Source organism: Lederbergia citrea (assembly GCF_018343525.1).
In the GTDB taxonomy this organism is placed as follows: domain Bacteria; phylum Bacillota; class Bacilli; order Bacillales; family Bacillaceae_C; genus Lederbergia; species Lederbergia citrea.
Window position 1 is genome coordinate 91,721 of sequence record NZ_JAGYPH010000002.1, and the last position, 26,466, is coordinate 118,186.

Sequence of the window (26,466 nt, forward strand, 5' to 3'; positions counted from 1 at the left end):
AAAGAAAAGACGAAGCTCTGTTTCACTTCATGGAAGAGGTTAGGTTAAGGATGATGTGAAAATCATTGATGGCTCTTCCTGACATATTAAATGATAAGAAGAGCCAATGAGGTATTATGTTAGTTATTTTCCAATGAAAGTTCTTGTGGTGGTTCTCCGTTTAGGTTTAAAACACGGACCGTTTGAGGTTTTATTTCAAGAAACACGTAGTTAGGATCATTCGGACCATCAAACCATTTACTAAACGACTCCTCCCAGAATTGATCCTTCAAAGCTTGTGTATCATTAATAGATGAAGTACCTAAAATTTCAACATATGCATCGCTATGACCTTTATCCTCGTAACCGAGCAAAACGGATACGTATGGATTATTTTCAATTTCTTCAATTTTTTCCGACTCCCTTTCCGTCGGTGTATATAGTGTAAGGGCTTCATGATAAAATGTCATATATCTTAAATGAGGCTTATTATTTTCAACCGATGCCAGGATACCGGTTTTATGATTAGAGATGATGTTAACAATCTTATCTTTTAAATCGGAATTGCTCATTTACATTCCTCCTATGGATATTGATATTTTATTTTTCACTATAACCTGGCAAATAATCTGTAAAAAACTTACTAAATTGATGAAAGAAGAGCATACTTACTTTAAGGAGTGGTTCATAGTGGCTAAAAAGGATGTAGTCAAAACATTAAATCAATTTTTAAAAGGGCAATATATGGGGATCCACGCCTATGAACATCATATACAAAAATTAACCGACCCTGAGATAAAAAGGGTATTTCAAAGGATTCAACAAGATCATAAAAATCATGCCCTAAAAGTCGCTGAAAGAATTCAAAACCTTGGAGGAGTTCCAGTCGATGATGAAGGCATGATTGGAGTGGTCCAAGGATATTTTGGTCAATTTATGATCCCGGATACCACAGTCGGTATAATAGAAAGTGCATTAAAGGGCGAAGGGTATTATGGAATTGAAGTGTCTGAAGAAATTGTAAAAGGAGATTTAGACCCTGAAAGCAGGCAATTGATCGAAGAAATATTGGATAAAGACAGAGAGCATGTTCACTTCCTGCAACATTTGGGACGTAAGTAAGGTTGGAGGCTAACAGGTTGTCATCGAGGTAACTTTGAGATTTCTATTTCACAAAATGGCTCTTTAAATAAGAAGGAGCGCATTTCTTATTCCAGATATGCGCTGATTATGAACAAATTTGACCTACCTAGTAGTTAGAGAAGTGCAAACTTGATCTATTCATGGAAAGTTAGTGTTGTCCCTGTAGCCAATCTACTAAGGCTTTTGTCTGAATATCAAGTTGATGTGCTGATTCTCCAATGTCAGTAAATTCATGCACTACTTGTTCAATACGAGAATTACATTGAGAAATAATCTTTTCTGAATGTTTGGTTCCTGTGCTTATGTTTTTATAGTGTTTATAAAGGTATACCTTTAGGTAAACCCAAAAAAAGGAAAATGGTAAAGACTTCAACAGAAGCCAATACAAAGCGTTATGGTATTTCAAGTTCAATTATGGAACCATTGTACATTTGTTCCTGACTTTACAATTATACCCGATTGGATATATAGACCTTACGAAACTTATAGTAACTGGAAATTTTCCAAGGAATTAGATAGCCGCATGCAGCAATGAAGAAGAGCAGCATTCTTGAATCCGAATCCATGTCAATAATTCCACGAATGGTCCACCGAGTGGCGAAAATTAATACAAATAAAATGACGAAAGCTAGACTTTTCTTCACATAGATCTTTCCGTCCTTCCGTCGTTCATAGCCGGTCGTAAGAATTAAAGGGATGGAGAGAATACATCCTAACAACAACGCGATAGCAACTTCGGTCGGTGTTACCTCTGCATTCGGATTCATGATTAGTGCCCATCCTGGTGTTAATAAAAATAGCGTTATAATTATTCGAGTTCCTTTGCCACTAATCGGTTGGAACATTGAGATAATTTGACGATAAAAAATCAGGGCGGCAACTAAGACGATTATGATAAGTATCGGATTATAGTTCATCATCAAACCAACTTTCCATTTTTTTGGACAAGATTCCTACTCTCACGTCCCTTCTTTGTCCAGACTTCACCACATTATCTACCATTATAAAAACCCCTTTCGATATTCCTAAATTTAATATTCGAACTTAGAAGATTAAATTCCTTTTTTGTAAGAGAGATATTATTGTCTTTGAAGAATTGCTTTTATAGACTCCTTTGGAACTATAAAATTATTGATCGGGTATCGGGCCAGTATGGCATCAGTGCTATGAAAGCTGTTCGGAAAGACGGTAAGCTGATCGGTGTCGTTGGAATTGATGATCGTAAACTATAATGAAATTAATAAGCTGACACCTAATGGAAATAAAGGTGTCAGCTTTTGGTCCAGAATTTAAAATACTTATGTTTGTAGTGTTTATCGGAGTTAAAACACTGAGAGAATGAATCATTAGGACATTCACCAGCAAATGTTTCACCCGGGTTAAAGTTCTGATTTTCAAGAACTTCATACATTCTCATCATTTCATGATCTTCGTGCTCTAAGATGTGGCAGTGCCATGGATAAATCCCTGTAAATGGTCCAAAACGTGCAATGATACGGGTAACCTCCCCGGGATTGGCACGAACCGTATCTTTCCACCCCCTCTCACTCAAATCTGGTGGTTTTGGTGGACCGATAGAAAGATTAGGACCATTTGGATTACCAGTAAACGCCGCACGATTCAAAATTTGAAAATTAACAAGATGCAAGTGAATAGGGTGAGTGTCTGGAGTAGTATTGTAAAGTTCCCAAATTTCAATGGTTCCATTTAATGGGGTTTCTGTAAGGTGCGGTTCATCCCACATCATGTTATTTAATAATAGTTTTGGACGCCCAAAATTATCGGTCACTTCAACTAAGGTGTTTTTTCGTACGATTACAGCATCTTTCGGATCAATTCGTTCCAAACAACTTAGTTTTGCTGGAATTTTACTTTTGTCAGGTTTGGATAGTTTTTGTTTGACACGGAATTGCATGATCTTTCTGAGGTCACCGGAAGGCTTTTGACCGTTAGGAAATGGGGTTTCTGCGTCATTCGTTAAGATGATATTTTGACCTTTATGGTTAGAAAAATCGATAATGACATCGACACGTTCAGCCGGGGCAAGGATGATTTGGGATACTGTAATCGGTTTTTCCAGTAGTCCTCCATCTGTGCCAATTTGAACAAAATCTAAACTGGAATTTAGACGTATACGGTAAAAACGAGAATTGGATCCATTAAGGATACGGAACCGATATTTTCGTGGCTCAACCTCCAGATAGGGCCAAACTTTTCCATTGACTAAGATGGTGTTGCCAAAAAACTCTGGCAAAACTGATGGGTTTGGTAATTTAGGGTCTAATGGTTGATGGGGCTGTAGTTTTAGAGGTGGCTCATGGCCTGGCTGAGTTGGATAGAATAGTTCACCATTAGGATAAAACGAACGATCTTGGATGACCAGCGGAATTTCAAATTTTCCCTTTGGCAGGTTCAATTCTTCCTCATCATTATCTCTGAGGAGGTAAAAGCCCGCCAGCCCTGCATAAACATTTAAACGAGTGATTCCAACGGCGTGGTCATGATACCAAAGTGTTGCAGGACGTTGGCAATTTGGATAATAGTAGACTTCATGGACAAATTTTGGTCCAACATTTTCAAAATTTCGTGTAAACCAAGCATCTGGATATCCGTCACTTCCCGGACTAGTCCGCCCTTCATGCAAATGGACAACCGTCCTTACAGATGGTTTATCTGATTCTGCACCGTGAACGGTTCGATCAACAGGCAGCAGGTGTTCAAAAGGCAATTTATTTTTCCACTTGACTTCAATAGGTTGATTTCTTTGTGTTTGGAATGTCGGACCAGGATACATACCGTTGTAACCCCAAACAGTAGTCGGCGGCAAATCTCGATGTAACTTTTGCTGAACTTGCTTCATCGTGACCTCATAGTATGGGATCCCATTACGCTTTCTTTTTGCCTTTAAGACAGGAGGAATGGGTAAGGGATCTACAAATTTCTTTAAAAACATATGATGCCTCCTTTAAAAGGAATATAGCTTTCTTGTTTATCATATGGGTTAATTTTTTTAAAGTATGGGCGAGGTTAAAGAGGTTAAGAACCGTATCACAAGTAAGTGGTCTTTTAAAGTTAGTAAAGTATGCAAATGTCTCGGTTTGGATACTTTTTTTCGTTAAGAAGGTATTTCGATAAAATGCGTTGAATATTCTCTAATACAAAAAAATCCACTACGCTACTAATATCCATCCATGGTGAAATTCAAAGGAGGCATAGCATGAAGCAGCTTTATATAAAGCAGAAGGTATTCAGTCTAAGAGACAAATTTACGGTAAAGGATCAGCAGGAGAAGGATGTTTATTATGTGGAGGGCAGTTTTATGCAAATTCCAAAGACTTTCTCCATTATGAATACAACAGGAGATGAAGTTGCACTCATTACGAAAAAGGTGTTCAGTTTTTTACCGAAGTTTTTTGTTGAGGTGAATGGCCAAGAGGAGTTAACGATTAAGAAGGAGTTTTCTTTCTTTAAAGCACGCTATACGATTGATGCAGCAGGTATTGAAGTTCAAGGTAATTGGTGGGATATGGATTTTCAGGTATTACAACATGGTGAAGTCGTGGGTAAAGTGAGCAAGGAGTGGTTCACTTGGGGCGATAGCTACAAGGTTCAAATATTGAATGAAGAAATGGAAGCCATCATCATTGCGCTTGTTGTCGCAATTGATTGTGTGAAGGCTGATGAAGCAGCTGTTTCCTCAGCAGGGACGACCACTTAACGTAGGGATGCACAATATAAAATGCTGACGGGTTTTTCTTTAGAAATTCAAAATTAAAAATACCATCAGAAAAGTAGGGAAATCACGAATGGATTCTCTGCTTTTTATTATGGAGTTTCTGTGTGAATACTTCATTAAACTGCACTTAGAATAGTCACGAATAACCGTACCACAAGTAAATTAGACTCTAAAAATCGGCAAAGAGCACCTGAATAAATTAACCACTTAGGGTGCTCTTTAAAACCAAATTCAATAAAACTATTGCACGTTAAGTCGTTTCCGAGCGGAATTTTGTCCCGCAGTAATTGGAATATGTTTCAATGCTTTTCCTAAGCCATATTGAGGCATATTTACGGATACAGATTCATAATTATTCTTACTTATTTGATAGGTTTCATGATAAATTCCAACAGCATCATTGTTACCTACTTTTTGATTGAAATTTTTCCATGCAGTTAAATGCTTCTCATTTTTTGCATAAGCGAGTAGACTTTCCAATGAACGCCAATATTGAATCATGGCAGTTGTTTTAAGTCCAAAATAACTTTCCATTGATAAAAATCCCAACTCTTCTTTGTGCGTATAAAGTTCCTTAATCATTCCAGGCATAGCGTTAAATACTGGTAGCCACTTATGGATCGCAAGTCGCTTGTTTATCCTCATTCCAATGATGAATACGACAATATCCTCTGTATTCTCAGTCGTATAACGCCCAGTTTGAATACGATTGGTCATCATTAATCCCCCTTCATGGAAATCGTATCAAGAGTAACCTCGCACCAGTCTATTGCAGCTTTAGTAGTTCTTTTTCCATAATCTAATGTAAACAACCAATACATTGAATCCTCTTCGTTATCTTGGTGATTGATAATCGCTTGTTCAATCGATACATACGTTTGAAAACGCCCTTCTAATTCTTGTTTGTAATCCTGTAGAAGCGATACTGTCTTTTCACGAGCTTGATAGCGACCAAAAAACAATTTAAGTAAAATTTCATTCCGCTCAACAGGCAATTGTTCAATTGGCTGCTCCAACCAACTTTTTAGTGCTTCTATTCCTTTGGAGGTAAGGTAGTACTCATTTCTATCAGGCTTTCCTGGGTTAGATGAAGTACGAACTTCCGCTAATCCCTCTTGGACAATTAATTTTAATGTTGGATATATTTGTCCATAACTAATTTTCCAAAAATGATTTAAGCTCCGATCAATGAACTGTTTAATGGCGTAACCGGAATTACATTCGGTAGTTAATATACCTAATATTGCATATGTTGTATCGTTGTAACTTTTCAATATCGCCCCACCTATCTAAAAGATATATATCAATTAGATATATCTTAATGGATACAAACAAAAAACACAAGTGAATTTTCAAAAAAATAAATAAATTCCTTTTGTAAACAAAACCCTCATATAGGTAAATCAAGGTAACTTCAACCACATGTGAAATGGCAAACAAAGGTGCAGGTTACTAAAATTTGAATCATCTTTTCCTCGTCAAATCTTCCGGTAGTAATCCATTTGCCACCATGATACATACATATTCTCATAGAAATCCCAAATGACTTCGGCAATGACGCTGATGAGTAGTGCTAATAATGGTAAAATGTTTCCCCCTAATGTCCTTATTTCCTCCTTGTTTTTCCAGTAATAAATCCAGATTCAGCAATCTTTGGGCTCTTTCCTTCCGAAACCATATCTTAACAAAGGCATTACAATGAGTTAATAATCTTTAAATAATTGAATGTTATGCTGATATAGCTTTGAAAAACTCGTAGGAGGGGCGATCTTGGAAGTTCAACTAAGAGATGTCACTATGCAATTTAATGATATAACCGCAGTTGATCGATTAAACGTTACGATAAAAGATGGTGAACTAGTTTCTATGCTAGGTCCTAGCGGTTGCGGAAAAAGTACAACTTTATTTATGCTCGCGGGATTATATAGACCGACCGGTGGGGAGATATTATTTGGAGATCGCCTCGTTAATAAAATTGAACCAGAACATCGTGAAATTGGAATGGTATTTCAAAACTATGCATTGTATCCGCATTTAACTGTTTTAAAAAACATTATGTTTCCTTTGAAAATGCGAAAGACACCTAAAAAGGAAGCAGAAGAACTTGCTATACAGATGGCTAAACTTGTACAAATTGACCATTTATTAGATCGAAAGCCTGGGCAGTTATCAGGAGGTCAGCAACAACGTGTTGCGATCGCAAGAGCATTAGTAAAGAAGCCAAAAATTCTTCTCTTGGATGAACCTTTATCAAATTTAGATGCAAGACTCCGTCTCGAAATGAGAGAAGAAATACGACGAATTCAGCAGGAAGTTAAAATTACAACGATTTTTGTTACTCATGACCAAGAAGAGGCAATGAGTATTTCGGATAAGATTTTATTAATGAAGGATGGCAAGTTCCAGCAGTATAGTCCACCACAAGAGATGTATGATCATCCAGAAAATGAGTTTGTGGCCGGATTCTTAGGAAGTCCTCCTATCAATCTATTTTCATGCTCAATGAAGTACAACTTAAAAGATGTGTCCATTAGCGGGACAGACGATGTGATTACACTATCGTCTGCTTTGAAAGAAAGCGTTAGTACTAATGATCAATTAACACTTGGGGTAAGGCCCGAGGATTTTTATATTGAGAGAGATGAAAATAAGCCAGGGATTTGTGGAAAAACAATCATGGTAGAAAGAATTGGCCGCGATAATATGTTGAATGTAGAAGTTCAGAATAAAACAATTCGAGCCATTGTTTCCCCAGATTGTCCAGTTGGGCGTGGGGATATTGTAAAGCTAGGAATTCTTCCGGGACGTGCCCATTTATTCGATGCCCAAACTGGAGAAAATTTACTAGATTATAAGACACGATAGGAGGGGCATTGGTGAACGAGAAACCAACAATCGGTAAAACACTACAAGCCTTGCTTTATTTAGCTCCTGCCCTGCTTATTATTGGTGTGTTTAATATTTACCCAATCATTAAGTCGTTTTTAATCAGCTTTTATACCGATTATGACTATTTTAAAGATATCGTCAATGAGAGAGGAATCAGTAACTATACGTATATTTTCCATGATCCAGAATTTTGGCTTTCAATGAAAAATACGATGATTTTTGTAATTGGAGTTGTGCCTCTTTCCATCGTCATATCTTTAGGAATTGCATTTTTATTGAATCAAAAAATTAAATTCAGAGGTTTTTTCAGAACGGTCTATTTCATTCCGTTTGTCACTTCAGTGGTAGCTGTTTCAATCGTTTGGCGCTGGATTTTTCATACACAGTATGGCTTATTAAACTACTCCCTTGGATTTTTTGGAGTATCGCCGATCAAGTGGTTGTCAGATCCTAAGATGGCCATGCCTGCGCTGATTATTTTAGCGATTTGGAAAGGACTCGGTTATAACATCATTATCTTTTTAGCTGGGTTACAAAATATTAATCAACAATACTATTTAGCAGCCAAAGTGGACGGGGCATCGTCATGGCAAAGATTTAAAGAAATAACGGTCCCATTGTTATCATCGACTACTTTCTTTATTTCAATTATCTCGATTATTAGCTCTTTTAAAGTGTTCGATGAGGTGTTTGCGTTGTTTGGTGGACAACCAGGTCCCGCAAACAGTGCACAAACGGTTGTGTATTATATTTTTAATAAGTTTTACGGGGAATGGGATTTTGGTGTTGCATCGGCAGCGGCCTATGCATTGTTTATCTTGATTTTTATTCTGACTCTTGTCCAGCTTTATATTGGCAAACGTAAGGTGAATTATTGATGAAGGAGGGAGAATTGTGCAAAGAGAAGCTCTCTCAAAAGGATTTATATATACATTGTTAATAATAGGTGGTCTATGCATGATTTTGCCCTTCATTTGGATGATTAGTACCTCTTTAAAAGCACCAAATGAGGTCATGATTATGCCGCCTAAATGGATCCCGGCTATTTTTCACTGGGACAATTATGCAACTGCATGGGCCATGGCTCCATTTGGTCGTTATACATTCAATAGCTTAATCGTTCTCGTTGCCAGTACGATAGGAGAATTAATTACGACTGTACTAGCGGCTTATGCCTTTTCCCGTATAAACTTCTACGGAAGAGATATTGCTTTCTCAGTCTTACTTGGAACGATGATGGTTCCAGGGGAGGTATTATTAATTCCTAACTTCGTCACGCTTGCGAATTTTGGATGGATAGACCGATACGAGGCTCTCATTATTCCTTGGTTAGCGAGTATTTTTAGTATTTTTCTATTAAGACAGTTTTTCCTTTCCGTTCCAAAGGAGTTGTCATTTGCTGCCAAAATTGATGGGTGCAATGATTTTCGCTTTTTATGGTCGATCATGGTTCCACTTGCCAAGCCCGCTTTAATCACGATTGCTCTATTAAAAGCAATCGGTAGCTGGAATGCATTTTTATGGCCATTAGTCGTCACAAGCTCTGAAAATATGCGGACACTTCCAGTTGGATTAACAACGTTTAGCACAGATGCTGGCACGATGTACGAGTTATTAATGGCCGCTTCTACAATGATTATTTTACCGATGATTATTTTATATTTAATTTTACAAAAGTACATCATTGAAGGTGTCGCAAGAGCTGGTATTAAAGGGTAAAGAGAGTTCAACTTTATTCCTTTGGGGAGGTGTTGCTCCACCGTATTTCATTCCTGCAACATGAAAGCTTGTCAATTATACAATAATGGAGGGTTTATAAAGTGAAAAAATTCCTTTTACTTGCCTTAACAGCAATGTTGTCATTTGCTCTAGCCGCTTGTTCAAGTGGCTCGAAAGCAGCAAATTCATCAGATAAGACAAATTCAAATAATGAGCAAGCAAGTGGGGTTACAACAACGATCGATAAACCAGTTACGATTGAATTTTGGCATGCGATGACTGGACATTTAGGTGAAACATTAGAAAAAATGACAGATGAGTTTAACCAATCACAAGAAAATATTACAGTGAAACTCGTAAACCAAGGTAATTATGGAGATCTTTCTAAGAAAGTAATGGCTTCTGCCAAAGCACGGACGCTACCTGTCATGTCGCAGGCTTATGAAGATTGGATGACGCAATATATCCAAAACGACTTAATTACAGATTTAACACCTTATGTGCATGATGAAAAATATGGATGGACCGATGATGAGTTCAACGATATTGTAAAAGTTTTCCGTGATGCGAATACATGGGACGGGAAAATATTCGGTGTACCATTTAATAAAAGTACAGAAATTATGTACTACAACACAGATATGTTTAAAGAAAACAATTTAGAAGCGCCAACAACATGGGAAGAGCTACGTGATGCTGCTCAAAAATTAACGAATAAAGATAAAAAAGTTGTCGGATTAGGATTTGAAAATTCAATTGGTACTTCATTCCCTACGTGGGTGAGACAAGCTGGTGGAACATTCCTTGATGAAGAAAGCAATAAAATCATGTTCCAATCCCCAGAAGGAAAAAATGCCCTTGAATTCTTAAATGGCATGATGGTGGACGGGATTGCTCGATTAGCTGGAGAAGATGAATACATGTCTAACCCATTTGGTCGTGGGGACACTGGAATTTATATTGGATCGTCAGCGGGTATTCCATTCGTAACGCAAGCGGCAGAGGGTAACATCAATTGGTCTGCAGCTCCACTTCCGAAGGATAAAGCGGCAGCAACTCCTTTCCAAGGGACAAACTTAACGGTATTTTCTTCTGCATCGGATGAGGAAAAATTAGCTGCATGGGAATATATGAAATTCATGACAAGCAAAGAGCAAACTGTATTTTGGGCGAAAGAAACTGGATACGTTCCTGTTCGTACGTCTGCACTTGATGATCCAACTTGGAAGCAATTTATCGAGGAAAACCCAGTGTACGGTGTAGGACAACTCCAATTCGAAGCTGGTTATTATGATCCACGTCCAGTAGGTGCATTCGATATGAAGAATATTGTAACAAAAGAAATTCAATCTGTTCTTCTTGGACAAAAAACAGTTGAGCAAGGCTTGGAAGATGCTGCAAAAGGCGCACAAAACGCATTAGATAAAGCGAAAAAATAGTAAGGAAAACAAAAGAGGAATCGGTTATAGGTTCCTCTTTTTTTAAATTCATCAGATGAGGTGATTTGAGTGACAACACTCGAACAGACAAAGATCCGTTTTTGGGGTGGATTACGGACGATTGGTGGGACAATTGTTACAGTAGAATATAAAGATTCCAGGGTGGTTTTTGACTTCGGATTAAAATATGATCCTTCAACGAATTTCTTTGACGGACAGCTTAAGCTGCGTACTACATCGATTGTTAAAGATTATTTACGGTTAGGAATGATTCCAAAAATTGATGGTCTATATTCCGAGCAAGACCTAGCAGGCGAAGAAGGAGTGGTTCCCGCTGAATTGGATAAACGGGAAACAGCTGTTATCATTTCGCATATTCATTTAGACCACATTGGCGCCATGGGAACAATTGCACCTGAAATACCAGTGTATCTTACAAGCGATTCGTTAAAGCTTTATCGAGCTCTTGACACGGTCGGTGAAGGCGTACCAGGTAACCGAAATTATCAGAGCTGTGATTATGAACAGTCTTTCAACGTTGGAGAGATAACCATTACTCCAATCCCAGTAGACCATGATACATTAGGGGCATGTGCTTTCCATATCCAAACGCCAGATGGGTCTATTTTATATTCGGGAGATCTTCGTTTACACGGCAAATATCCAGAACGGATAGAGCAAATGATCGAGAAAGCAAAAGAACGTAGTTTCGATGTTTTGATTATGGAAGGAACGACTTTAAATAGCGTTGAAGTCCATCGTGAACCCCTAGTTCCTTCGAAAGAGCTACCTGAGGATTTTTTCACTGAAAAGCTTATTCCTAGTAAAATGGTAAGTGTTTTAGAAGAAGCAAATGGAATTGGCTGTTTCAATATTTATAATCGAAATATAGATCGATTAGAAGGCATTTTAGAGGCAGGGAAAAATAGCAAGCGTACAGTTGTTTTTGAACCTGAAACGGCTTATCTAGTATCTTCATTCCTACCTGAAAGTGAATTTGCTATTTTTCTCTCTTCCGAAACAAAAGAAGAAATGAAAAATGGTAAGTTACTAGAATGGAAAAAGGCGTTATTTGAGCGATATGAAACGTTGGATGCTGTGCAAATCAATGAAAGTCCATCCCGTTATTTCATGCAAAATAGTTATGAACAAACAATGGAGATTTTTGATTTAAACGTAGAAAATGGCGTTTATATTCATTCAAACGGCGTGCCGTTAGGAGATTTCGATCCATCATATCAAAACTTAAAAAACTTCTTAAAAAGAATTGGTATCGATCACGTACTTGTTGGAACTTCAGGCCATGCAATTCCGAATCATTTACAATATATTCTAGACGAACTCGACCCGGATTTCTTAATTCCACTTCATAGTTTTCATCCGGAACGGTTAATCCCTAGACGGGGTAGACAAGTATTGCCTGAGTATGGTGTGACGTATGTGTTAAAGAACCACGAATTAACAATACAATAAGGTAAAGGAACTTTGGTCAAAAGAAAGGTCATGCTCACGTGATGTTGTTGTATATTTAACGTTAATATTCAAAACGTGAGTGTTTCATAAAAAGGATTCTATATTTTTGTTTCAGGTAAAAGATTTAAAAAGAAAATGGAGTTGTTACGTGATGGATAATGATCAGTCGATAAAGATAAACATTCTTTATACAAGTGATATTCACGGAAGCATATATCCAATTAATTATGCAAATAACGAGCAGGTTGAATGGGGATTAAGTAAGATAGCGACGAAGATAAAGATGGAAAGGGCTTTAGATGACCATTTACTATTGATTGATAATGGCGATCTTATTCAAGGTTCGCCATTAACCTATCATTATGTACAATTTTTAAAAGATAAAGAACATCCAATGATTCGCCTCTTAAATCACTTATCTTATGATGCAGCAGTCATTGGCAATCACGAGTTCAATTATGGTCTTGATCTGCTAAAGCAAGCTGTAAATGAATCTAATTTTCCATGGCTATCTGCAAATATAGTTGATTCAAAAACAGATAGTCCATATTTCGGCAAACCATACATCATTAAAGAAGTAAAATCTGTGAAAATTGCAATCTTAGGTATCACGACTCATTACATCCCATATTGGGAAAAACCCGAAAATATACAAGGAATTGAATTTAAAGACACGCTGCAAGAAACAAAGAAGTGGGTTTCATATATCAAAGAAAATGAGAAACCGGATGTATTGATTGTTTCGTATCATGGTGGTTTTGAGAGGGATTTAGAGACAGGTGAGCCAACTGAAGTTCTTACAGGAGAGAATCAAGGATTTGCTATTTGTAATGAAGTCGAAGGAATTGATGTATTACTGACAGGGCATCAGCATCGTTCGCTGACAGGAAATATTAATGGGGTAGAAGTCATTCAGGTACCTTTCAAAGGACAGGCATTGGGGAAAGCAACCTTAATCTTGAATAAGCAAAAAGAGATTCTTAAAAAAAATGCAAAATTACTATTTATGGAAGAAGTTGAAGCAGATACACAAATACTTGAACTTGCTTCAAAGAATGAAAATGAAACGCAAAAATGGCTAGACACGCCTATTGGAATAGTAGACCGAGATATGCTAATAACTGACCCACTACGAGTCCGGATGCAAGATAATCCGCTTATTGAATTCATTAACAATGTACAAATGGATGTGGCTGGAGTGGAAATTTCTAATACAGCTTTATTTGATAATACCTCACCCGGCTTTCGTAAACAGGTAACCATGCGTGATATTGTCGCTAACTATATTTATCCTAATACACTAACAGTTTTGCGTTTATCAGGACATGATATCAAAGCGGCACTTGAGCAAAATGCTAGTTATTTTACCATTGATCAAGCGGGAGAACTTGCAGTAAACCCCTCGTTCATTCAGCCGAAGCCGCAACACTATAATTATGATATGTGGGAAGGCATTGATTACATTTTGGATATTTCCAAACCAATCGGACAACGTGTAACAAGATTATATTTTAAAGGCGCACCCTTAGACCTTGATGCAACGTTCGATGTTGTGATGAATAATTATCGTGCTAGTGGTGGGGGCGATTATATGATGTTTAAAGATAAACCAGTTGTGAAGGACATTCCAATGGATATGACTGAGCTAATTGCCAATTATATAAGCAAGAGAAAAGAAATCCAAGCTACAGTGAATCACAATTGGAAAGTTATTTGGGCATAGGGAAATATGAAGCAAGTTTTGTAAACATAAAAGATGGTGACTTAAAATCAAAAAGGATATAAAGAAGAGGAGGAACATTTTAGAAAATGCGTGGGTAAAGTGAGCAAGGAGTGGTTCACTTGGGGCGATAGCTACAAGGTTCAAATATTGAATGAAGAAATGGAAGCCATCATCATTGCGCCTGTTGTCGCCATTGATTGTGTGAAGGCTGATTAAGCAGCTGTTTCCTCAGCAGGGACGACTTAACGTAGGGATGCACAATATAAAATGCTGACGGGTTTTCTTTAGAAATTCAAAATTAAAAATAAAACTAGGTTTATTTTTATATCAAAATAAGCCTAGTTTTTTAATGATTTTTTTTCGGAGCATAATGTATTTGTTTTCCACCTAGTTTTGACCAAACGAAGAAAGAAACTTACTATAATCTTAACTCCATTTCCTCCTCCGCAATATGAAACCCTTTTTCCTCAATTTGTTGTTTAATAGGACTATCTAGGTCAATCGCTGGATTGGAGTGATTTAAATGGACAAAATAAATCTCTGTGTCGTTTATTAAATCTTGCAATCTTTCCATTGTTTCCGTCATGACTGGATGCGGAATTTCTCGATAATCTCTGCCGATTGTTTCAAGATCAGCAGGTGAATGGAACGTACCGTCAAGTAGGCAAATATCTGCTTCTTGACAAAGTGTGTAAATATCATGCTCCCATTGTTCCCAGCGATCAATATCGGGAACATAAAGGACTTTCTTATTCGGTCCTTCAATCCAAAAAGCAAATGTTTCTGAGAATTCGTTTCTATGGGGAACATCGATCGGTTTTACGGTCACGAGCGGTGAAACGGAGACCGTTTGTCCATCCACGATTTCCTGTACATCAATATTCTCGAGCTTTGTTAATTGACTCCAGGGAGCTTGTTCTTCTAATAGCTGCTTCATTTTTGTTCCTGCCATCACTGGTATACCTTTGGCACCAATTGCTTCTCTACCTAAAAATAATAATCCTGGATAGTGTCCTAAATGGGCATGAGTTAGAAAGATACTATCCATGAGCTTCCCTTGCATATCATATCTCTTTTGTAATCGGGCCATCTGCTCTTTTAAATCAGGAGTAGCATCGATTAAATGCCATCGCTTCTCATTAGGTAGGACAATTGCTAATGAGGAGGCAAGTCTCCGAAAACTTGGATTTCTCATCGCCTCTGTACAATTTTTACAAAAGCAATTAGGATGCGGAAGTCCAGCATCCTGTGCTGTACCTACTACACTTACGATCACTTCACTCATTGTTCGATCCCCTTTTCATTTCCATACTGTTTCTTTGAAATCGTCCAGCCTGTATATCCGAATATGATATTAATAAGAGGGACGAGAATAACGAAGAAGGCATATGGGATAAATTCACTCGGACTTGCACCGAGGATACTGTATGCAAAAACGGCTGGTACACCCCATGGGACAAGGTTGATTCCGACAGTACCGGCAGCTTCTACACAACGAGATAGGTTTTTCGTATCAACACCCATTTCTTTATACTTTCCAACAAATGTTCTCGCTGGTAAAATAATCGCTAAAAATTGCGCTCCACTTGCAAAAGCAACAACAAATGTTGATAGAATCGTTGAACTGATCAGATTTCCAGTTGAATGTACCTTTGCCATCATTTTCTTTGTTAATGTATCAAATGCCCCCGTTTCTTCGAGAATCCCTCCAAGAGCGGTAGCAATCATTAAGAGGGCAATCGTTCCAAGCATTGACATAAGACCCCCGCCATTCATCAAGGAATCTAATGATTTTACTCCAGAGTCTAGCGAATACCCATTCGTCATTACTTGAATAATAGAAGAGATCGAAACACCTTGAACGATAATGGCAAGTATTGCCCCTAGTAAACTAACTATCATTAAAGCGGGTATTGCCGATGTGCGTCTAATCATTAAAAAGATCGTAAAAGCTGGAACTAATAAAAGTAAAGGATGAATCATAAATACTTTATCTAATCCAGACAGAATCGCCTCAATGGACTGAGTATCAGCACTTTGATTAGCCACTGATGATGAGCTTACAATCCAATACAAGATTATTGCGATGAAAAATGCAGGGAGCGTATCCCAAAGCATATGCTTAATATGACTAAATAAATCTGTTTCTGCCATTACAGGTGCAATATTCGTGGTATCTGATAATGGCGATAATTTATCACCAAAGTATGCTCCGGAAATAACTGCACCTGCAACAAGTCCAGGCGCAAAGCCAAGTCCTTCACCAATAACCATAAAAGCAAGACCAATAGTAGCGATCGAAGTAAAAGAACTTCCTAATGTAATAGAAACAATCCCAGTAACAAGTGCGACGATTGGCACAAAGATTTCTGGTTTAATAATTGATAGTCCGTAATAAATAATTGTTGGAATGACTCCACTAGCAATCCAAGTTCCGACAATGATTCCGATAATCAGTAAGATAAAGACTGCAGGCAAGGCACGTGAAACTCCATTCACCATCATTTTTTGCACGTCATCAAAGCTCCAGCCACCAATAATTGTTACAAGTGAAGCTGCTATCACACCAATTAATAATGGGATATGCATACCAGCCTTCCAAAAAAAGATCGAACAAGCTGCCGCACCGATTAAGGTGAGGATCGGAATGATCGACATTCCGAAAGAAAGTTGTTTTTTCATTTCTCATTTCTCCTTGTTTTTCCAAGATGTAAAACGATCGAAAACAAACAAAAGGAGCCCCATCCCAAAAAGGGACGGAAGCTCCGCGGTACCACCCTAGTTAACAGATTTCTCTGTTCGCTTTCATAGATAACGGCCTAAACCGGAATATATCAGCTCTCCGACTGTAATTCACCGTACGCCTCGCCTAGTTTTCACCAACCACCAGGTCTCTATTTTCCAAGAATCGCACAAGTTACTTTAACGGTTCAATGCTTTTATGCTTTTATGTGATGAAGTATAAAATAATATTAGTCAATCGCAATTCATAAGTCAATAAATTTTTTCTCGGCAAAATTTCCGTTTGGAATAGAAAAGACCACTTCTAAGCGCAAGTCACTGTCAGAATGCAAGTGAGGATTGGGATTTAGTGACCGTAGAGCAACGAATGTAGGTTATTAAGAATACTGTCGGGAATACTCTTTAACATTTTTTCGGAAGGAGTTGGTCACTGGAAGTAGAAGAAAACCCTATCGTTTTGATATCAGAGGAACCGGGAACCTACATGTACAGCTACTGGATGGAATGATCCGCGGTGTAATCATTGTGAAGGAAGCATAGGAGAAAATAAAAGCTAAGAAAATCGGCTGTATCCAATGAGGCGGCTGGTTTTAGAAATATTCAGAAAATCAAATTGACAGCCCTTCTACTAAGTGTTACAATGTACTTGTAGTATGTTATACTGGGTACCAACACCACTTAATAGCGAGGTTGTAAAAATATTTTTAAAAAATTGTTGACACCTCATCTACTCAGTGTCACAATATACTTGTAATAAGCAATACTGAATAGCATGATTTCCCAAAAGCTATTCAGTAAAAATTTACCTCAGTACTAAGTTATACTGAATATAAGTCAGACAAAATAGGGGGTGACTCTGAACATGGAAAATTTAACTGAAATGCTGAGGGGTTCGCTGGAAGGCTGCGTTCTGGAAATCATCAGCCGCCATGAAACCTATGGCTACGAGATTACCCGCCGCCTGAACGAGCTTGGGTTTACAGAAGTCGTGGAAGGGACGGTCTACACCATCCTCGTACGATTAGAAAAGAAAAAACTCGTGAGCATAGAAAAGAAACCGTCAGATATGGGTCCGCCCCGCAAGTTTTACTCACTTAATGAGGCTGGCCGCCAGGAACTTGAATTGTTTTGGAAAAAATGGGATTTTGTATCATCAAAAATCAACGTCTTGAAGTCAATCTAACTTCATAAAATATTCAATCCGATATTTTTGGAGTGTCTTGTTAAGCTTTATAAAAAAGGAGGAAAAATAACATGATGGAAATGTTCAAAAAAATGATTGGTGATAAAAAAGAATACAAGATGATGATGGCACGGGTTGAAGCCTTGCCAGAGGACTACCAGTATGTATTTAAGAAAATTCAAAACTACATGTGGAAATTCACAGCGGGAAACGGGATGGATATGCTGCACATACAGTATGAATTAATTGATTTGTTCGAAGCTGGTGCGGCGGAAGGTAGACAAGTGCTGGAAATCACTGGGGATGACGTGGCGTCCTTTGCCGACGAACTAGTGGCAAACGCTAAAACCTATGTTGCCAAGTATCGTGAAGATTTGAATCAGAGTATCGTGAAGCGATTGGGAAAAAAATAAACTTATTAAATAATTCCGACTGAATAACTGGTTACAAATATGAATTGCCACCTTCGTTATTCAGTTATATTTTTAACTAAGTAATGAGTCATACAGGTTATCAGTAATACTAAATAGTGGAGTTTAGGAAATCTAGCTACGCAAGGTGCTTTTTATAAGGAGGAAAAAAGTATGAACAATGCAGCGATTTCTGTAAAAGGGTTAAAAAAATCCTTTAAAGATAAGGAAGTCTTAAAGGGGGTAGATTTTGAAGTACGGCATGGCGAAATTTTCGCACTGCTGGGCTCAAATGGAGCGGGCAAGACGACGACGGTCAACATACTCTCGACGCTGATGAAGCCCAATGGCGGCGAAGTAGGTATTTGCGGCTTTGACGTCTAGCGTCAACCGGATCATGTTCGCCAGAGCATCAGCCTGACAGGGCAGTTCGCAGCTTTAGACGGCGTGCTCACAGGAAGGGAAAACCTGAAGTTTATCGCTAAGTTGCGGGGAGTTTCCAATCCCGCACAAGTCGCTGACAATCTGCTTGCAAGATTCAGCCTGACCGATGCGGCCAACCGCCGGGCGGACAAATATTCCGGCGGGATGGAACGTCGGCTTGACATCGCCATGAGCCTGATTGGGACGCCAGCAGTTATTTTTCTCGACGAACCGACGACAGGGCTTGACCCCGAAGCGCGGATTGAAGTCTGGGATACCGTCAAGGAGCTTGCAGGCAGCGGCACGACCATCTTGCTGACGACCCAGTACCTGGAGGAAGCCGAACAACTGGCGGACCGTATTGCCATCTTGCAAGGCGGAAAAATTATCACGACCGGTACCCTTACCGAACTCAAAGAGATGTTCCCGCCTGCGAAAGTGGAGTACATCGAGAAGCAGCCGACATTGGAGGAAATTTTCCTAGCGATCATCGGCAAAAAGGAGGAGATGTAAATGAAAAGCAAAACAGGGGTATTACTATGGCGTTTAATGCGCAACATCATCCGCAGCCCGGATACGATTATCACGGTGGCGATTACGCCGATTATGATGATGCTGCTGTTTGTCTACGTATTTGGCGGCGCCATAGAGACAGGCACGGACAACTACATCAATTATTTATTGCCAGGAATCTTGCTGATGGCTATCGCATCCGGCGTCGCTTACACTTCCCTGCGGCTGTTTACGGATGTAAAGAGCGGGCTGATGGCGCGTTTCATTACCATGCCCATCAAGCGCTCGTCGGTATTGTGGGCTCACGTGTTAACCTCGCTTGTTTCCAATGCGCTTACTGTCGTGGTGGTTATCTTCGTCTCGCTCTTAATGGGCTTCCGTTCCAACGCTGATATCCAGCATTGGCTCGCGGTAGCTGGGATACTCGGCCTATTTACGCTGGCGCTGACATGGCTGGCGGTCATTCCCGGATTGACAGCGAAGTCTATGGAAGGGGCGACAGCCTACTCGTACCCGCTGATTTTCCTGCCGTTTATCAGTTCGGCCTTTGTCCCCACCGAAACCATGCCTAAGATTGTCCGTGTGTTCGCTGAGAACCAGCCCGTGACTTCAATCGTGAATGCGATTCGTGCCCTCTTGTATGACGGGTTAGTTGGCAACGATATCTGGATTGCGCTTGCTTGGTGCGTCGGCATCATGGTCATCGCTTACTTCTTCGCCAGTAAAAAATTTCAACGCCAGTTAGGATAAGTACACCATTATAGGATTAGCCATATCAATAGTCGGCCGCTCCGATGAATGCATTTGCTATCATATGGAAGGCTGCTTAAATACCGTGGGAACCATCAATATCATTGACAGTAAAAGAGTAAATTCCGAAGCAAAACCGCTTTGTTAATCAATGTCATTAACTTAAGGAACTATGGATTACATTTCAGATGGAATGTGATTCATAGTTTTTTTTCGATTGAAGGAAAAAGTTTTTAAGGCAGCACGAAAAAAGGGGAACCCCCTTAAATTGGATTTATGCCACCCTATCCATTAAGAGGCTTTTCTTTTTGTGCTTATAATTCTCTTGACCTATTCTTCAAAGTTCTCGCCATCAAGTCTCCGTTTATGTTTTTCAATAATGATTTTTTTGTTAAGTATCCTTACTTCACCAACCTTTAGCAACCGCATATCCTCTACAATATACTTAGCTAACTCTTCGTCAGAAATGTCTTCTCCATCAATATCAAGACGAAATTCCTGCCCTTGTATTCCACCGCCATTTGTAAAATCGATTTCAAAGTCAAAAAGAACTCTTTTATCCATTTCGAATCCACCTTAACTTAGTTTTAAAGGATATATATTCGGCTTAAAAATACAAATACCTTCTTCACACTAAACTGCCCGTTTGTTGAATAAGCACAACTTTAAAATTATGTATAAATATTAGCATTTATACAGTTTGTTTTTGAAAAATGATTCATAAAAATTAATAAATATACTGCCAAAACATACATTACTTAAATGCCAGATACAAATCCACTCATTTCCCAAATATTGACATCTATTCATATTTACCATAACATTATTTTAATTCTTAAACAGTAAAACTGTTTAAATGAAAGGATGTTTGCGATGAATAGGGAACAACAGATTAAGGCAAACTTCTCCCTTAAAGACCAAGCAGTGTCGTTCCTACAACTTGTAGCATCAGGGAAAGTACGCGAGGCATACAAGCGTCACATAGCGCCTGGCTTCTGCCATCACAATCCCTTTTTCCGTGGCGATGCAGATTCGCTCATGATCGCGATGGAAGAGAATGCAGCCAAGAATCCTCAAAAGATACTTGAGGTCAAACGTGCTATTGAAGAGGGAGATATTGTTGCGGTGCACTCCAATGTGAAACAGAATCCAGAGGACATTGGAGGGGCTGTTGTCCATATCTTTCGTTTCCAGGATAACCAAATTGTTGAATTATGGGATGTAGGTCAACCATACCGGAGAATTCCCCTAACGAGAATGGTGTGTTTTAATGTTATAAAAAATGAATTTGCGAAAAAAATAACTTTATCATGAAAATCAATAACAAGTTATATATAGGCAGCTAAGAGCGCACTAAACTAAAGTCTTAATAGGGAGGTCCTTATGCAAAAAATAGTTCCACATTTGTGGTATGACAAAGAAGCTAAAGAAGCTGCTCTGTTTTATATCAGTTTATTTGAGAAATCTAAACTATTAAATGAAACAGTTATTGAAAACACTCCTTCTGGAGATTCAGAATTGGTAAGCTTTGAATTAGCTGGGCAAGAATTCATGGCAATAAGTGCAGGTCCTTACTTCAAATTTAACCCATCTGTTTCCTTGATGGTAGCTTGCGAATCCGTAGAAGAGGTTAATACGAAATGGAAAGCTTTAATAGAGGGTGGTACCGAACTCATGCCATTAGGTGAATATCCCTTCAGTACATGGTTTGGCTGGATACAGGATCGCTTTGGTTTGTCTTGGCAGTTAACACTTACAGACAATGGTCAAGCTGTTCAAAAGATTACACCACACTTGCTTTTCTCTAGTGATTCATGTGGAAAAGCTGAAGAAGCAATAAAGTATTACACAGAAGTATTTGATGATTCAAAGTTGGGGTTAATCAGCAAATACGGAGCAGGCGAAGCAATGTCATTGAAGGCAAAAGTGAAATATGCCGATTTCAAACTTGGCGGTATGCATTTTTCAGCGATGGATCATGGATTTGATGTAGATTTTAATTTTAATGAAGCATTTTCTCTAATGATCAACTGTAAAGATCAGATTGAGATTGATTACTTCTGGGATAGGCTTTCTGCCGTACCGGAGGCAGAACAATGCGGATGGATAAAGGATAAATTCGGGCTTTCATGGCAAATTGTTCCGGATAATATGAATGAGGTCTTGTATAAAGGATCAAAAGATGAAAACCGCAGAGTTTTTGAGGCACTCTTAAAGATGAAGAAAATTGATTTAAATGCTTTGGAGATTGCTCGTTTTGAAAACGATAAAAAAGTGTGAGAGCATGAGCCGCTAGTATAATTGGTGCGGTGAGCCTTACCAAGTAAGTGCGGTCTTCACCCCTAAACCAATGACACCAATTGTATTCAACATATATTTCTGCTCCTTTAAAATAGGTAAATAGGCAGTAAAACTCCTACATAAACAGTGGGAGTTTTACTGCCCTGAAGGCTTAAACAAATAAACTTAATAATAGTACAAAGGCTAATCCAGCTACGGAAATGATCGTCTCCAGCAAGGTCCACGTTGCAAAAGTTTCTTTCATGCTTAAACCAAAGTATTCTTTAAACATCCAGAAACCGGCATCGTTAACGTGTGAAGCAATCAAACTACCTGCTCCGGTTGCAAGTACGACTAAAGCAAGGTTTACGTCAGATTGGCCTAACATCGGAATGACCAAACCAGCAGTAGTTAAGGCAGCAACGGTTGCAGAACCTAAAGCAATACGCAGGATGGCGGCGATTATCCAGGCAAGTAGGATGGGTGACATGTTCGTTCCATTGAATAATTCAGCTACATAGTCGCCTACACCGCCGTTGATCAATACTTGTTTGAAGGCACCGCCGCCGCCGATAATTAATAGCATCATCCCAATGTGCAGAATCGCAGTTGTACACGACTCCATGACATCTTTCATAGGAATCTTTCTTGCCAAGCCCATTGAATAAACTGCAAATAGTAGAGAGAGCAACATGGCAGTTCCAGCTTCGCCAATAAATCGGATTGCTGCTAGAAGTCCATTATATTCAAACCCGACTGTTTTTTGCATCAAAGTAATAATTGTCGCAATGGACATTAAAATAACCGGAAGTAAAGCGGTAAAAACACTGATGCCAAATCCTGGTGTGTCTTCAAGTTTAAATCTTTTTTGTTCACCTAATGAGGCAATGCTACCCATTTTTGTAAATGATTCTGGTACAATCTTTCTAGCAAATTTCGTAAATACAGGTCCGGCTAAGATGACAGTTGGTATAGCAATAATAAAACCATAAAGTAAAACTTCACCAATGTCTGCGCCAAATTCACCAGCAATGGTAGTTGGCCCCGGATGTGGTGGTAAGAAACCGTGTGTAACCGATAAGGCTGCTGTCATCGAAATACCGAGAGATAAGATGGAAACTTTTAATTCTTTTGAAATCGCAAAGACAATTGGAATCAATAATACTAATCCTACTTCAAAAAATAATGCGATCCCGATAATGAATGAAGCAACTACGACAGCCCATTGAGTATTTTTTGCGCCGAATTTGTTCACAAGGGTCATGGCAATACGCTGTGCACCCCCAGAATCAGCGATTAACTTACCGAGCATTGCGCCAAGCCCAAAGATTAAGGCTATATGGCCAAGTGTTCCGCCCAATCCAGCTTCAATGGTTTTAACAACTTCCTCTAGTGGCATCCCAAGTGCTAAAGCTACTCCAAACGATACAATGATTAAAGAAATAAAGGTGTTTAATTTAAAGCCCATAATTAAAATTAATAATGCTACAATTCCTAATGCTACAATCACTAATGGCATGGTAAATCCTCCTGATTATCTAGTTGTGTTTAAGCTTCTTTGATAAGTAGCAATCTGTGTATATTCGTTTTCTAGTACTCTTGAGAGGTTAATAAAAATCGGCAACAATTGTCGATATTCTTTTACGGCTTCTTCTTTAGGTGCGTGCCTATAGGTATTACCAATCATGTCAGAAACGATATCAAAGGAATCAATTTTTCCAGTTGCATATAATCCTAGAATACAAGCACCAAGGCACGAACTTTCATAGCTTTCTGGAACCACTACTTCAGATTCGAATATATCGGACATCATTTGTCTCCAAACATCCGACCTTGCGAATCCTCCCGTAGCTTGAATTCGGGTAACAGGGCCGTCCATGCATTCGGTTAAGGCTAAAAATACGGTGTATAAATTGAATATGACACCTTCTAGAGCGGCTCGAATCATATGTTCTTTTTTATGTGACAAGGTTAAACCAAAGAATGAACCACGCACGTCTGGATTCCATAATGGCGCACGTTCCCCCGCGAGATATGGATGGAATAACAATCCATCAGCACCTGGTCGTACACGTTCAGCAATCTTGGTTAAGACTTCATAAGGATCGATTCCGAGTCTTTTGGCTGTTTCTACCTCTGAAGAAGCGATTTCATCGCGGATCCAACGGAGGACCATTCCGCCATTATTAACCGGACCGCCAATCACCCAATGTTTTTCCGTCAAGGCGTAACAAAAGATTCTTCCTTTTTTATCTGTTTGCGGCTCGTCGATGATCGTTCGGATTGCACCGCTTGTCCCAATCGTGACAGCGATTTCTCCTTTGCGGATAGCGTTTACACCTAGATTCGAAAGGACTCCATCACTTGCTCCAATAACAAAGGGAGTTTGCGGATCGATCCCAATCTGGTTGGCTAAAACCGGATCACAGTTAGTAAAAATCTTAGTAGTTGGTACGAGTTTTGATAATTGATCACGTGTAATACCAGCAATTCTTAGGGCTTCTTCATCCCAATCTAGTTTTTTCAGATTCATCATCCCCATGCATGAGGCCAGAGAATGGTCGACAACATATTGGTTAAAGAACTTTTTAAAAATATATTCCTTAATCCCGATATATTTTTTAGCTTTGGTTGCGATCTCGGGGCGATCATTCACAATCCAGGTAATTTTTGATAGTGGTGACATGGGGTGAATAGGTGTTCCTGTTCGTTTGTAAACTTCATGCCCGTTTAATTCTTTCTTAATTTTCTGCGCCCATGCTTCACTCCGATTATCCGCCCAGGTGATACAAGCGGTCAGCGGATCGTCATTTTCATCCATGGCAATGACACTGTGCATTGCACTGCTAAACGAAATAAATGATAGTTCCTTATCTGTATGCTTTTTCGTTATATTTGAAACAGCTTGTAAGACTGCCTGAAAGATTTCTTCAGGATCCTGTTCAGCTGCCATCATATCTGGAGTGTAAAGCGGGTAACCGACATTCTCCAATTGAATGACATCGCCTTTCTCCGTAAATAAAACAGCCTTTGTGCTGGTTGTACCAATGTCTATACCTAACATGTAGCTAGTCATTTGTTCATTCGCCCCCGTTTGAAAGCATTTTTTGCGACATCCAAAAGTCTTCCACTTTCTCTTGAACATCATCAAAGTTTTGGTGTAACGACTTAATCATAAGCTCTCGATCTTTTGTTTGAATGGCATCAATATAAAGTTGATGATTATTGATGATTCGTGCAAAGTCATCATACTTTTCAATAAAACGACTGCGCATAGACAGAAGAATCATACTTTCCATGACAGGTTTTAAATTATCCCAAATCATCAGGATGTAGGAATGACTGATAGACCGAATAATCGTTTCGTGAAATAGGACATCTTGATAGGAAAACTCATCAGCATCGCTATATTTAATAGCCACTTTCATCATTTCAAGAATTTTACTAAGTTCTTTTACTAAGTCACTTGTGTCCGTCCTTACAAGGCGTTCAAATACAAACGTTTCGATAAGGATCCGTACATCATAAATTTCAGCATATTCTTTTTCTGTTAAACCAATAACAACGGCACCCATTCTTTCTAATCGAATGATTTTTTCAGATGCCAGTGTTTTTAACGCTTCTCGAATGGGTGACCGGCTCACTGCAAATTCTGCAGATAATTTATTTTCTGAAAGGATGGTTCCGTCTTGAATGATTCCAGAAATAATTCGCATTCTAAGCTCGTAAGCTACACGGTCTCCTGCTGAAACTTTTGATAGCCATTTTTCGGGATATAGAAACTCCTTAGATTCGGTCATACAATCACCTACTTTAATTTTTCTGTATACTTGTATACAAGTATATAATTAAAATTACAAATAATGCAACCGCTTTTATTAAAATATAAATAGATTTCGAATTTTGTTTGGGATTAGAGTATTAAGGGAATTTTAGTGGAATCTATCAAAATGGTTGCTTAGATAATATAGACTGAATAATTAAGGAAAGGCTAGAATTCTTCAACATAAGTACCATACCTTAAACGGTAGGAACCCAGTTTAGAATCTAGCCCAAGGGTCTTG

24 protein-coding genes, 2 pseudogenes and 1 other annotated feature are annotated in these 26,466 nt (G+C 38.7%); of the genes and pseudogenes, 15 read left to right on the forward strand and 11 right to left on the reverse strand.

Annotation, left to right across the window (positions count from 1 at the left end; genetic code table 11):
* Nucleotides 1-119: 119 nt before the first annotated feature.
* On the reverse strand, nt 120-551 hold the full coding sequence (locus KHA88_RS09700) for a pyridoxamine 5'-phosphate oxidase family protein (RefSeq protein WP_213098792.1): 432 nt from the start codon (nt 549-551) through the stop codon (nt 120-122).
* Between the two features lie 118 nt (nt 552-669).
* Between KHA88_RS09700 and KHA88_RS09705 the strand changes: the two genes are divergently transcribed.
* Complete coding sequence (locus KHA88_RS09705) at nt 670-1,101, forward strand: ferritin-like domain-containing protein (RefSeq protein WP_213122278.1); 432 nt, start codon at nt 670-672, stop codon at nt 1,099-1,101.
* 470 nt (nt 1,102-1,571) lie between these two features.
* Here the strand turns inward: KHA88_RS09705 and KHA88_RS09710 are convergent, their stop codons facing one another.
* Nucleotides 1,572-2,042, reverse strand: a complete 471-nt coding sequence (locus tag KHA88_RS09710; protein WP_213121794.1) for a CcdC protein domain-containing protein — start codon at nt 2,040-2,042, stop codon at nt 1,572-1,574.
* Between the two features lie 162 nt (nt 2,043-2,204).
* Between KHA88_RS09710 and KHA88_RS09715 the strand changes: the two genes are divergently transcribed.
* Nucleotides 2,205-2,354, forward strand: a complete 150-nt coding sequence (locus KHA88_RS09715) for a PDC sensor domain-containing protein (RefSeq protein ID WP_213121795.1) — start codon at nt 2,205-2,207, stop codon at nt 2,352-2,354.
* A 38-nt stretch (nt 2,355-2,392) separates the two neighbouring features.
* On the opposite strand, the gene KHA88_RS09720 is transcribed toward KHA88_RS09715, so the two are convergent.
* Nucleotides 2,393-4,075 carry a multicopper oxidase family protein gene (locus tag KHA88_RS09720; protein WP_213121796.1) on the reverse strand — a complete coding sequence of 561 codons (1,683 nt, stop codon included), beginning with the start codon at nt 4,073-4,075 and terminating at the stop codon, nt 2,393-2,395.
* A gap of 264 nt (nt 4,076-4,339) precedes the next feature.
* Here KHA88_RS09720 and KHA88_RS09725 point away from each other — a divergent pair, with 264 nt between their 5' ends.
* Complete coding sequence (locus KHA88_RS09725) at nt 4,340-4,840, forward strand: LURP-one-related/scramblase family protein (protein ID WP_213098789.1); 501 nt, start codon at nt 4,340-4,342, stop codon at nt 4,838-4,840.
* Nucleotides 4,841-5,098: 258 nt separating this feature from the next.
* Here the strand turns inward: KHA88_RS09725 and KHA88_RS09730 are convergent, their stop codons facing one another.
* Together KHA88_RS09730 and KHA88_RS09735 are read right to left on the reverse strand one after the other, a co-directional pair.
* The gene (locus KHA88_RS09730; RefSeq protein ID WP_213107509.1) at nt 5,099-5,575 is read right to left on the reverse strand and encodes a DUF4188 domain-containing protein; all 477 of its coding nucleotides are present in this window, start codon (nt 5,573-5,575) and stop codon (nt 5,099-5,101) included.
* Nucleotides 5,576-5,577: 2 nt separating this feature from the next.
* Nucleotides 5,578-6,132 carry a PadR family transcriptional regulator gene (locus KHA88_RS09735; RefSeq protein ID WP_213107510.1) on the reverse strand — a complete coding sequence of 185 codons (555 nt, stop codon included), beginning with the start codon at nt 6,130-6,132 and terminating at the stop codon, nt 5,578-5,580.
* 496 nt (nt 6,133-6,628) lie between these two features.
* Here KHA88_RS09735 and KHA88_RS09740 point away from each other — a divergent pair, with 496 nt between their 5' ends.
* The 6 genes from KHA88_RS09740 (at nt 6,629) to KHA88_RS09765 (ending at nt 14,101) form a co-directional block, all read left to right on the forward strand.
* Complete coding sequence (locus tag KHA88_RS09740; protein WP_213098786.1) at nt 6,629-7,723, forward strand: ABC transporter ATP-binding protein; 1,095 nt, start codon at nt 6,629-6,631, stop codon at nt 7,721-7,723.
* A gap of 11 nt (nt 7,724-7,734) precedes the next feature.
* On the forward strand, nt 7,735-8,625 hold the full coding sequence (locus KHA88_RS09745) for a carbohydrate ABC transporter permease (RefSeq protein ID WP_213098785.1): 891 nt from the start codon (nt 7,735-7,737) through the stop codon (nt 8,623-8,625).
* A gap of 16 nt (nt 8,626-8,641) precedes the next feature.
* Nucleotides 8,642-9,466, forward strand: a complete 825-nt coding sequence (locus KHA88_RS09750; RefSeq protein WP_213098784.1) for a carbohydrate ABC transporter permease — start codon at nt 8,642-8,644, stop codon at nt 9,464-9,466.
* Nucleotides 9,467-9,567: 101 nt separating this feature from the next.
* Nucleotides 9,568-10,905, forward strand: a complete 1,338-nt coding sequence (locus KHA88_RS09755) for an ABC transporter substrate-binding protein (RefSeq protein ID WP_213121797.1) — start codon at nt 9,568-9,570, stop codon at nt 10,903-10,905.
* Between the two features lie 69 nt (nt 10,906-10,974).
* Nucleotides 10,975-12,378, forward strand: a complete 1,404-nt coding sequence (locus KHA88_RS09760; RefSeq protein WP_213121798.1) for an MBL fold metallo-hydrolase — start codon at nt 10,975-10,977, stop codon at nt 12,376-12,378.
* Nucleotides 12,379-12,529: 151 nt separating this feature from the next.
* A complete protein-coding gene (locus KHA88_RS09765; RefSeq protein ID WP_213121799.1) occupies nt 12,530-14,101 on the forward strand; it encodes a bifunctional metallophosphatase/5'-nucleotidase in 1,572 nt (523 codons plus the stop codon).
* Between the two features lie 418 nt (nt 14,102-14,519).
* Here the strand turns inward: KHA88_RS09765 and KHA88_RS09770 are convergent, their stop codons facing one another.
* Nucleotides 14,520-15,386: an MBL fold metallo-hydrolase gene (locus KHA88_RS09770; protein ID WP_213121800.1), complete on the reverse strand. Its 867-nt coding sequence runs from the start codon at nt 15,384-15,386 to the stop codon at nt 14,520-14,522.
* Nucleotides 15,383-16,783 (reverse strand): Na+/H+ antiporter NhaC, encoded by a 1,401-nt coding sequence (nhaC, locus tag KHA88_RS09775; protein WP_213121801.1) that lies wholly within the window; start codon nt 16,781-16,783, stop codon nt 15,383-15,385. Before nhaC ends, KHA88_RS09770 begins: the two co-directional genes overlap by 4 nt.
* 67 nt (nt 16,784-16,850) lie before the next feature.
* Nucleotides 16,851-17,044, reverse strand: a binding site (T-box leader).
* Between the two features lie 661 nt (nt 17,045-17,705).
* On the opposite strand from nhaC, the gene KHA88_RS09780 reads away from it, so the two are divergent.
* The 4 genes and pseudogenes from KHA88_RS09780 (at nt 17,706) to KHA88_RS09795 (ending at nt 20,122) form a co-directional block, all read left to right on the forward strand.
* Nucleotides 17,706-18,026 carry a PadR family transcriptional regulator gene (locus KHA88_RS09780; protein ID WP_213098778.1) on the forward strand — a complete coding sequence of 107 codons (321 nt, stop codon included), beginning with the start codon at nt 17,706-17,708 and terminating at the stop codon, nt 18,024-18,026.
* Nucleotides 18,027-18,097: 71 nt separating this feature from the next.
* Nucleotides 18,098-18,439: a DUF1048 domain-containing protein gene (locus KHA88_RS09785; RefSeq protein ID WP_213121802.1), complete on the forward strand. Its 342-nt coding sequence runs from the start codon at nt 18,098-18,100 to the stop codon at nt 18,437-18,439.
* A 171-nt stretch (nt 18,440-18,610) separates the two neighbouring features.
* Nucleotides 18,611-19,372, forward strand: a pseudogene (locus KHA88_RS09790) (ABC transporter ATP-binding protein).
* Nucleotides 19,373-20,122: an ABC transporter permease gene (locus KHA88_RS09795; protein WP_213121803.1), complete on the forward strand. Its 750-nt coding sequence runs from the start codon at nt 19,373-19,375 to the stop codon at nt 20,120-20,122. It begins immediately after the preceding pseudogene.
* A 330-nt stretch (nt 20,123-20,452) separates the two neighbouring features.
* Here KHA88_RS09795 and KHA88_RS09800 read toward each other — a convergent pair whose 3' ends face one another.
* Complete coding sequence (locus KHA88_RS09800; RefSeq protein WP_213121804.1) at nt 20,453-20,686, reverse strand: cyclase; 234 nt, start codon at nt 20,684-20,686, stop codon at nt 20,453-20,455.
* 309 nt (nt 20,687-20,995) lie between these two features.
* On the opposite strand from KHA88_RS09800, the pseudogene KHA88_RS09805 reads away from it, so the two are divergent.
* Both KHA88_RS09805 and KHA88_RS09810 read left to right on the forward strand, forming a co-directional pair.
* Nucleotides 20,996-21,393: pseudogene (locus tag KHA88_RS09805) on the forward strand (nuclear transport factor 2 family protein).
* A gap of 112 nt (nt 21,394-21,505) precedes the next feature.
* On the forward strand, nt 21,506-22,402 hold the full coding sequence (locus KHA88_RS09810; RefSeq protein ID WP_213098772.1) for a VOC family protein: 897 nt from the start codon (nt 21,506-21,508) through the stop codon (nt 22,400-22,402).
* A gap of 172 nt (nt 22,403-22,574) precedes the next feature.
* Here the strand turns inward: KHA88_RS09810 and KHA88_RS09815 are convergent, their stop codons facing one another.
* Genes KHA88_RS09815 through KHA88_RS09825 form a run of 3 tightly spaced genes read right to left on the reverse strand, consistent with a single transcriptional unit; the run spans nt 22,575 to nt 26,202 of the window.
* Nucleotides 22,575-23,921: a GntP family permease gene (locus KHA88_RS09815; protein WP_213121805.1), complete on the reverse strand. Its 1,347-nt coding sequence runs from the start codon at nt 23,919-23,921 to the stop codon at nt 22,575-22,577.
* A 15-nt stretch (nt 23,922-23,936) separates the two neighbouring features.
* Nucleotides 23,937-25,478 carry a gluconokinase gene (gene gntK / locus KHA88_RS09820; protein ID WP_213121806.1) on the reverse strand — a complete coding sequence of 514 codons (1,542 nt, stop codon included), beginning with the start codon at nt 25,476-25,478 and terminating at the stop codon, nt 23,937-23,939.
* Between the two features lie 4 nt (nt 25,479-25,482).
* Complete coding sequence (locus KHA88_RS09825; RefSeq protein WP_213121807.1) at nt 25,483-26,202, reverse strand: GntR family transcriptional regulator; 720 nt, start codon at nt 26,200-26,202, stop codon at nt 25,483-25,485.
* Between the last annotated feature and the right edge of the window lie 264 nt (nt 26,203-26,466).

Excerpts from the sequence above, each read along its gene's own strand:
- KHA88_RS09700 (WP_213098792.1), bottom strand. The coding sequence starts at position 551 with ATGAGCAATTCCGATTTAAAAGATAAGATTGTTAACATCATCTCTAAT.
- KHA88_RS09710 (WP_213121794.1), bottom strand. The coding sequence starts at position 2,042 with ATGATGAACTATAATCCGATACTTATCATAATCGTCTTAGTTGCCGCC.
- KHA88_RS09720 (WP_213121796.1), bottom strand. The coding sequence starts at position 4,075 with ATGTTTTTAAAGAAATTTGTAGATCCCTTACCCATTCCTCCTGTCTTA.
- KHA88_RS09725 (WP_213098789.1), top strand. The coding sequence starts at position 4,340 with ATGAAGCAGCTTTATATAAAGCAGAAGGTATTCAGTCTAAGAGACAAA.
- KHA88_RS09730 (WP_213107509.1), bottom strand. The coding sequence starts at position 5,575 with ATGACCAATCGTATTCAAACTGGGCGTTATACGACTGAGAATACAGAG.
- KHA88_RS09765 (WP_213121799.1), top strand. The coding sequence starts at position 12,530 with ATGGATAATGATCAGTCGATAAAGATAAACATTCTTTATACAAGTGAT.
- KHA88_RS09770 (WP_213121800.1), bottom strand. The coding sequence starts at position 15,386 with ATGAGTGAAGTGATCGTAAGTGTAGTAGGTACAGCACAGGATGCTGGA.
- nhaC (WP_213121801.1), bottom strand. The coding sequence starts at position 16,783 with ATGAAAAAACAACTTTCTTTCGGAATGTCGATCATTCCGATCCTCACC.
- KHA88_RS09780 (WP_213098778.1), top strand. The coding sequence starts at position 17,706 with ATGGAAAATTTAACTGAAATGCTGAGGGGTTCGCTGGAAGGCTGCGTT.
- KHA88_RS09785 (WP_213121802.1), top strand. The coding sequence starts at position 18,098 with ATGATGGAAATGTTCAAAAAAATGATTGGTGATAAAAAAGAATACAAG.
- KHA88_RS09795 (WP_213121803.1), top strand. The coding sequence starts at position 19,373 with ATGAAAAGCAAAACAGGGGTATTACTATGGCGTTTAATGCGCAACATC.
- KHA88_RS09800 (WP_213121804.1), bottom strand. The coding sequence starts at position 20,686 with ATGGATAAAAGAGTTCTTTTTGACTTTGAAATCGATTTTACAAATGGC.
- KHA88_RS09810 (WP_213098772.1), top strand. The coding sequence starts at position 21,506 with ATGCAAAAAATAGTTCCACATTTGTGGTATGACAAAGAAGCTAAAGAA.
- KHA88_RS09815 (WP_213121805.1), bottom strand. The coding sequence starts at position 23,921 with ATGCCATTAGTGATTGTAGCATTAGGAATTGTAGCATTATTAATTTTA.
- gntK (WP_213121806.1), bottom strand. The coding sequence starts at position 25,478 with ATGACTAGCTACATGTTAGGTATAGACATTGGTACAACCAGCACAAAG.
- KHA88_RS09825 (WP_213121807.1), bottom strand. The coding sequence starts at position 26,202 with ATGACCGAATCTAAGGAGTTTCTATATCCCGAAAAATGGCTATCAAAA.